Source organism: Peribacillus sp. B65 (assembly GCF_058513295.1).
In genome coordinates, this window is the sequence record NZ_CP195840.1 from 5,490,839 (window position 1) to 5,498,460 (window position 7,622).

At 37.4% G+C, this 7,622-nt stretch carries 6 protein-coding genes; 5 read left to right on the forward strand and 1 reads right to left on the reverse strand.

Features of this window, described 5'->3' with window-relative positions; all coding sequences use genetic code 11:
* Positions 1-738: 738 nt before the first annotated feature.
* The 5 genes from ACSR9O_RS27160 to ACSR9O_RS27180 all read left to right on the forward strand — a co-directional run bounded on the left by ACSR9O_RS27160 (position 739) and on the right by ACSR9O_RS27180 (position 6,432).
* Positions 739-1,941: an MFS transporter gene (locus ACSR9O_RS27160; protein WP_101226134.1), complete on the forward strand. Its 1,203-nt coding sequence runs from the start codon at positions 739-741 to the stop codon at positions 1,939-1,941.
* 67 nt (positions 1,942-2,008) lie between these two features.
* Positions 2,009-2,770: a type I 3-dehydroquinate dehydratase gene (aroD, locus tag ACSR9O_RS27165; RefSeq protein WP_491725419.1), complete on the forward strand. Its 762-nt coding sequence runs from the start codon at positions 2,009-2,011 to the stop codon at positions 2,768-2,770.
* Positions 2,771-2,830: 60 nt separating this feature from the next.
* Entirely contained in the window at positions 2,831-3,715 is an 885-nt protein-coding gene (locus ACSR9O_RS27170; protein ID WP_101226132.1) for a shikimate dehydrogenase, read from the forward strand.
* Positions 3,716-3,986: 271 nt separating this feature from the next.
* Positions 3,987-5,195, forward strand: a complete 1,209-nt coding sequence (locus ACSR9O_RS27175) for an MFS transporter (protein WP_101226131.1) — start codon at positions 3,987-3,989, stop codon at positions 5,193-5,195.
* 223 nt (positions 5,196-5,418) lie between these two features.
* Positions 5,419-6,432, forward strand: coding sequence for a LacI family DNA-binding transcriptional regulator (locus tag ACSR9O_RS27180; RefSeq protein ID WP_101226130.1), 1,014 nt, complete (start codon positions 5,419-5,421; stop codon positions 6,430-6,432).
* Positions 6,433-6,550: 118 nt separating this feature from the next.
* Here ACSR9O_RS27180 and ACSR9O_RS27185 read toward each other — a convergent pair whose 3' ends face one another.
* The gene (locus ACSR9O_RS27185; protein WP_053533572.1) at positions 6,551-7,108 is read right to left on the reverse strand and encodes a shikimate kinase; all 558 of its coding nucleotides are present in this window, start codon (positions 7,106-7,108) and stop codon (positions 6,551-6,553) included.
* Positions 7,109-7,622: the final 514 nt, after the last annotated feature.

Consider the following 7,622-nt stretch of genomic DNA (forward strand, 5'->3'; position numbering starts at 1 on the left):
CGCCATCCGGCTGGTCTTTTTTTGCGTTTATGAAAAGTATGAAGACTTGTTATTTTCCATTATAGAGAAGACATTATTTCACCCTTAGAAGGGTAAGTTGAGATATTATTTAGACATGGGTTAATCAATCAGATTGCAAATAACTGGATAATTGTATTTAAATAAGCAGCAGTACATATATTTTAGCTAAAAAGAAATTTATTCAGAAACTGGTAACTAAAAAAGTGGAGAATATCGGAAGCCTAATAAATGATAAAAAATACTTTGTGCCACAGCAAATAAAAGTATGCTTCATCTTTTATGAACATTAACAAATCCAAGGTATGGCTGTGCTTTTAAGGTAAATAAGATCAAAAATAAGCACTTCGAAATCCAGGAATAATGAGTATGAGTAATTGCTCTATAGTTATTAAGGACCGCTTCATGAGTTTGACACAATTAAATTAGCGCAGTATAATAATCCAGTAGAACGATATACTAAATAAATTTAACTAATTAAATCTAGTATAAGTGTTAATTCAATACCTTTTGAATTTAGAACGTAATCGGTTTATAGTAGAACGATATACCAATACTAATTTTTTTAGTAGAACGATGTACTAACTAAAGCCGGTTTACTTATTGTTTTATTTAGTACGTAATTTTGTTCTTGAATTTATGGTATGGGGCAAGGGGGCAACTTCTGAAAGGCTTAAGAATCAAATTGCATTTCGATAATTTTTAATAGGGGTGTGTTACATGAAAAATCCATTTATAAAAATGGCCACTGGTTTATATATTAGCTATTTCATTTTAGGCATGATCAATATTATCATCGGGTCAAATATGGAAAATTTGTCCGATCAATTAAACACAAGTGCCTCAGGGATAAGTTACTTGGTTTCTGCTATAGGAATCGGTAAGTTAGTTTCCTTGTTTTTCGCGGGTAGACTGTCGGATAAATTAGGAAGGAAACCATTTGTCGTTTCAGCATCTTTTATCTACCTGATCTTCCTAATAGGCATACCTTTGGCTCCTAACTATACACTGGCATTTATATTTGCTGTATGTGCTGGTATTGCAAATTCATTTTTGGATGCAGGTACGTATCCAGCACTTATTGAGGCTTTTCAAAAGAAAGCTGGTTCCGCTACCGTATTAGTAAAAGCTTTCGTTTCAATCGGTGCCGCACTTCTTCCATTTATCATGGCGTTCTTTATAGCTAGAGATATGTTTTACGGGTATACATTCTTCTTAATGGCTGCTGTATATCTTGTTAATGGGTTTTTCCTGCTTAAGGTTTCATTCCCGGATCATAAAGCTCAAAGCCAAACTCAGAATGATGAACAAGCTGTTCCGCTTCAACAGCAATTCCTCTCAAAACCGAAGTTTGCTCAGGAAGGTTTGGCAGTCATACTATTAGGCTTCACATCAACTGCTTTATTCATGCTGGTTCAAGTCTGGCTCCCGAACTTCGGACAAGATGTATTGGGGCTAACCCAAGCTAAGGCTGTTCAATTGCTTAGTTACTATAGCATTGGCTCCCTTGTTTCTGTCATTTTGCTAGCAGTTCTATTGAATAAAGTAATTAAGCCCATTACCGTCATGATTATCTATCCGGTCATTGCAGCATTATCTTTATTGTCACTCATTTACATCCAGCAACCATTTATAACTGTTTTGAGCGCTTTCTTCATAGGGCTTTCAACTGCAGGGGTATTCCAATTAGCCATGACAATAATCACAGAATTCTTCCCTGCCAATAAAGGTACGATTACTTCATATGTAAACATTGCAGGTAGTTCAGCCTTTATCATCATACCTTTCATTACTGGTATCATTTCTAAGAGTGCTGGGTTAACTGCGGTCTTCTTGTTTGATGTGGCAATTGCGGCAGTTAGTATTTTATTGGCCGTATTCGTTGCCTATCGATACAAAAAGGTAATTAAGGTATCCAATTAATCAGTCTAGCCGAACATCAGTGGGGCATGAACCCCACTGATGATAATGATAAAAGGGGGAAACATCCATGCAAACAATCACGATCAAAGACGTAACGATCGGAGAAGGGGTTCCAAAGATCATCGTTCCTCTAATGGGGACAACTGAAGAGGAACTGCTTAAAGAAGTTGAAACGGTAAATGCGCTACAGCCGGATATCATTGAATGGCGAGTAGATGTATTTGAACAAGTCGAAAGCTTAGAAGCTGTTTCAGATATGATTTCAAAACTTAGAAGTGCTGTTCCAAATACTTTGCTACTTTTCACTTTTAGAAGCCATAAAGAAGGCGGAAACAAGGAAATCAGCGATGTTTATTATTTCCAACTTCTTCATGCAGCTATTAAAACGAAGAATATTGATCTTGTCGATGTGGAGTTGTTTTTTGAGGAATCATCAGTGAAGGAGACTGTACAGGTAGCTGAGGAAAATGGCGTATACGTAGTAATGTGTAACCATGATTTCGATAAGACACCGGCAAAAGAAGAAATCATTTACCGATTGCGTAAAATGCAGGAATTTGGCGCCCATATTCCAAAAATTGCTGTGATGCCCCAAACGGTTGGTGACTTACTCATTTTATTAGATGCAACTTACACGATGAAAACAAAGTATGCCGATCGCCCATTCATTACGATGTCAATGTCGGGTACAGGCCTGGTCAGCCGATTATCAGGTGCGGTGTTTGGATCTGCTTGTACATTTGGTGCAGGAAAAGAAGCATCTGCCCCAGGACAAATTCCTGTTACTCAATTAAGAGATGTATTGGAGATCATTGATCAAAATATTTAACTTATAATTCCTTCCAATAAGGAATTTATATAAAACTTAAAAAATCAGGGGGAATAGAATATGGAAAATCTAGGACGAATTAATGGGAAAACAGAATTAGTAGGATTGCTGGCAACACCTATCGGACATTCTTTATCACCTGCCATGCATAATTTAGCTTTCGATAAATTAGGCTTGAATTGCGCCTATTTAGCATTTGAAGTTGGAAATGAAGAGCTGGAAGATGCAGTAAAAGGGATGCGTGCATTAAATGTAAAAGGATTTAACGTATCCATGCCTAATAAAATGAAGATCCTTCCATATCTAGATGAATTGGCAGACAGTGCTAAATTTTCTGGGGCAGTTAATACAGTTGTCAATGTCGATGGAAAGTTCGTAGGGCACAGCACAGACGGAATGGGATATACTCGGAACCTAAAAGAACATGGTATTGATATTAAAGGAAAGAAAATGACTCTTATCGGTTCTGGGGGGGCTGCTACTCCAATTGCCATTCAATCTGCGCTGGAAGGTGTGGCGGAAATCAGCATTTTTGCTCGTGATGATGCTTTCTTCCCGCAAGCAGAAGAGAATGTACGAATCATCAATGAAGATATGAAGCACTTAAATGTGAAAGCCAATGTATACCCTCTTGAAAATGTTGAACAATTAAAGGCTGAAATCGCAACTAGTGATATTTTGGCAAATGGAACTGGCGTTGGCATGAAACCGCTTGATGGCTTAAGTGTCATTCAAGACGAATCAATGCTGCGTCCTGATTTAATCGTAACAGATGTTGTTTACATCCCACGTAAATCAAAACTAATGGAACAAGCTGAGGCTGCGGGTGCTACAGCTATTAATGGTCTTGGGATGATGCTTTGGCAAGGTGCACTTGCCTTTGAATTATGGACAGGTCAACAGATGCCTGTTGATTACATCAAAGAGCAATTGTTTGCAGAATAATACGATTCCACTCTGGGGATCATTCTCCAAATAGAGGTTTTTTCATACTTGATGTGCATCATTCGTTAATTGATTACATTAAATGAGTGCAGATACCTCAGAGCTAAGAAATGCAGGGAGTGAAATCCCTTGTTTTTCTTAGCGTTTTTTTTTTGAAAAGTGGTTTTCATTTAAATGGATAACATAAAAGGGGAGGCTTTAAAGTAATTACATTTTGCATTAAAGCGTTCTAGGGGAGAAACACAACGTGATTTATTATAGGGGTGTAATAATGAAAAATCAGTATTTTAAAGCGGCATCTGGCATGTATATTAACTATTTCCTGCTAGGGATGGTAAATATAATTCTCGCCTCAAATATGCCCTCTTTAACAGAACAATGGGATACAGACTCTACTGGCATTAGTTATCTTATTGCAGCAATAGGAATAGGCAGGTTACTCACGTATGGTCTCTCAGGAGTATTATCAGATAAATTTGGGAGAAAGCCATTGATCATAGTCTCTTCGGTAATAATGGGAGTTTTTTTATTAGGGATTCCATTTTCCCCCACATACGAAATGGCGTTTGTATTTGCTTTACTTGCGGGAATTTCGAACTCAGCCATGGATGCTGGTACATATCCGGCGCTAACTGAAATGTTTCCTGAATCTGCTGGTTCCGCCAGTGTTATGGTTAAGGCTTTTGGTTCACTTGGTGCAACCATCCTGCCATTCATCATCTTGTTTCTTACTAGGAATGAATTATTTTACGGGTTTGCATTTTTATTACCGGCTGTAGTCTACTTCTTGAATATGTTCTTTGTTTTGTCCGCTTCATTTCCAAAAAGCAAATCCGATGCTGCAAATCATGAGGAGGATTTGCATAGTAACAGGTTCATAACTGAACCTAAATTTTGGAGCGAAGGAGTCGCATTAATCATAATTGGGTTTACATCAACTGCGTTATTTACAGTTTCGCAAATCTGGTTACCGAGCTTCGGCCAGGAAGTCGCAGGGATGCCATCTTCAAGTGCAATTAAATTATTGAGTTATTATAGTGTTGGATCACTTATTTCCGTCCTGCTATTATCCATCTTATTAAACAAATGGATCAAGCCCGTGACGGTGATATTGCTTTATCCAATGATTACTTTACTAACGGTAATCATCATATTAACGATTCATTCACCCATTGTCTTAAGTATTTGCTCTTTTTTCCTTGGGGCCTCGACAGCTGGGATATTTCAATTAACCATTGCAATAATGACTGAACTCTTCTGGAGGAAAAAAGGAACTGTAACAGGGATCGTTGCGACGGCTTCAAGTTTGGCGAGCGTCATTTTACCAATTGCAACGGGTTTGATCGCTAAGAGTGGGGATATATCGCATATATTTCTTTTTGATTGCTTTATTGCAACTATTGGAATTCTAGCTGCAGCTTTTGTTTATTACCGATATAAAAAATTGACACAGCACCAGACCATATTTAACCATGGCTAATAAATATGAAGGATTACTTAAAACTCCATCTTCTAGAACTAGGGTGGCGTTTTTTTTTGGACTAATGAATATTTGATATAGATGTAGGGGGTGAGTATTAATCGATGGTATACCCATGTTCCGAAAGCAATGGTGTAATAATGACAGTAACTATATTATTATTATTATAAGAACATGATAATAATAAGTACATCAAAAATACATTCAAGATGGTGATTGAACTATGAAACAATCCAAAAAAGGGCGGGTCACGCTGCAACAGGTAGCGAAACATGCTGGGGTTTCTACATCCACTGCTTCCCTTATCGTTCGCAATAATCCTCGAATATCGGAAGCGACGCGACAAAAGGTATTAAAATCCATGCATGAACTGGGTTATGTATACGATAGAATTGCAGCCAACCTAAGGTCGCAGAGCTCTGATACTGTAGGAATCATTATTACCGACATATCAAACACCTTTTTTTCTGAATTCCTGATAGGCGTTCATGACGCATTGGATGAGGTCGGTTATACAGTGTTGCTGGGAACTACATTCGACTCGGTCGCCAAGCAAGACCATCTCCTTTCAACCATGATGGAACATAGGGTGGGAGGCCTGATTCTTTGTCCTGTCTCTGAAAGCTCACAAGATACAATTGAACGGTTAAATGAAATTGACACGCCAATGGTCCTTGCTGTTAGGGAACTACCTGGAGTGAATAGCGACTATGTAGGCATAGACTATCCAGAAGGAGCCAGGATGGCTGTTGATCATCTCCTTGGAAAGGGACATAAAAGAATTGCGCTCCTTGGTGGCATCAAGGAATCTTCTACTTGGATCGAGAGAATGGAGGGATACCGTGAAGCTCTTTCAAGTGCGGGATTGGAAGTGGATGAATCGCTGGTGATAGATAGTGCCCCTACACGGGAAGGAGGGCTGGAGGCTGTATTGAAAGTACTTGAGAATCCTAATCCGCCTACCGCGATTTTTTGCTTTAGCGACTTAATTGCTTTCGGTGTTATGCAAGGATTAATGATGAAAGGATTTACTCCTGGAAAAGATATAGATATCGTTGGGTTCGATAACGTTCCAGTCGCAGAAATCTATCATCCTCCGCTAACGACCATTTCCTCATTCCCTAGACGTATTGGAAAAGAGGCAGCGAATCTCCTGTACCAGCAAATGGAGAAAATTGAACGTGATCAACAGCGAATCATATTGAATCCAGAACTGATTATTAGAGAGTCTTCCTAATAAAGAAAAATAAAAAGGTGATTAGTTTACAGGAGGTTAGGTATCCATGCCTCTGTACCCTTTTCATCTTTTCTATTATTCTTTTATTGGGAAAATCGATTAAATGAAAGAGCGGGTCTTACTTAAGCGGTTCATAAATATCCCAGGCAACTTTCAATGAATCGACTATAAAGTCTGCAACTTCATCAACATCAAGATCATTGGTATTCACTTTTGAATGATGATAGGAGTATATTTCTTGTCTGGTGTAAAAGAGTTCTTCAATTTCCTCAAGTGACCGGCTTTGTAAAACAGGTCTACTATCAATAAGTAAGCCTATTCTCTCTTTCCAGTATTCCCAAGATAAGTCCAGGTAAAAGACAATGCAATTGGATAAACAGATATTCCGTATATCCTCTTGTAAAAATGCCCCACCTCCAACTGAAATGATTTTCAATTGTTGTTGACTAAGGCTTTCAATTACACTTTTTTCTTTTTCGCGAAAAGCTTTTTCACCAAACTTCTTGAATATTTCTGTAGTGGGCATATTGAATTCCTTTTCAATTTCTTGATCTATATCAATAAAGTCCCTATATAATTTCCTTGCTACTTTCTGTCCGATCGTCGTCTTTCCTACTCCCATAAAGCCAATAAAAACGATACTTTGCATCCTCAAAGATGTGTTTTTATTAATCATTTATAAATCCCTCTCCCTACTATTTTTATAATGATTAAAAGTCTATCCTGAAATTTTTAAAATATATTTATTATAGTACAAGAAAGTAAAATTGTAAAAAAATTTTTTAATATTTGGACAATGGGATTCGTGATTTAACGGTTTATTTTAAAGCAATCAATTTTTTAGTATTTGATTTAGGAGATCTGATTATACGTTTACCTTCATCTATATAGGTTGTTAATGCCCTTACACATCACTAGGAGGTTTTATTGGTCTTGCAAAAGCTTACTAGGTTGAAGGGAAATCATTTTCAAAGGGGTCTTTGATTTAATAAAATGGATGGAATTAATGATTTGCTGGATTATATGTTTTAAATGGAGGCCGGGGTAAGAAAGGCACATTTATTCCTCTATATAGTTGCTTAAATCATTTAATAAGGAATTGCATGAAATGTGTTGACTTTATGGTGGGAAAGGATTAATATAAATAAGCACCAACTAAGACAAACAAAAAACTTCATCGCTTTTGGCTT

Bases quoted from the DNA above. Each gene is read 5' to 3' on its own strand.
- ACSR9O_RS27175 (WP_101226131.1), top strand. From the start codon at position 3,987: ATGAAAAATCAGTATTTTAAAGCGGCATCTGGCATGTATATTAACTAT.
- ACSR9O_RS27180 (WP_101226130.1), top strand. From the start codon at position 5,419: ATGAAACAATCCAAAAAAGGGCGGGTCACGCTGCAACAGGTAGCGAAA.
- ACSR9O_RS27185 (WP_053533572.1), bottom strand. From the start codon at position 7,108: ATGATTAATAAAAACACATCTTTGAGGATGCAAAGTATCGTTTTTATT.
- aroD (WP_491725419.1), top strand. From the start codon at position 2,009: ATGCAAACAATCACGATCAAAGACGTAACGATCGGAGAAGGGGTTCCA.
- ACSR9O_RS27160 (WP_101226134.1), top strand. From the start codon at position 739: ATGAAAAATCCATTTATAAAAATGGCCACTGGTTTATATATTAGCTAT.
- ACSR9O_RS27170 (WP_101226132.1), top strand. From the start codon at position 2,831: ATGGAAAATCTAGGACGAATTAATGGGAAAACAGAATTAGTAGGATTG.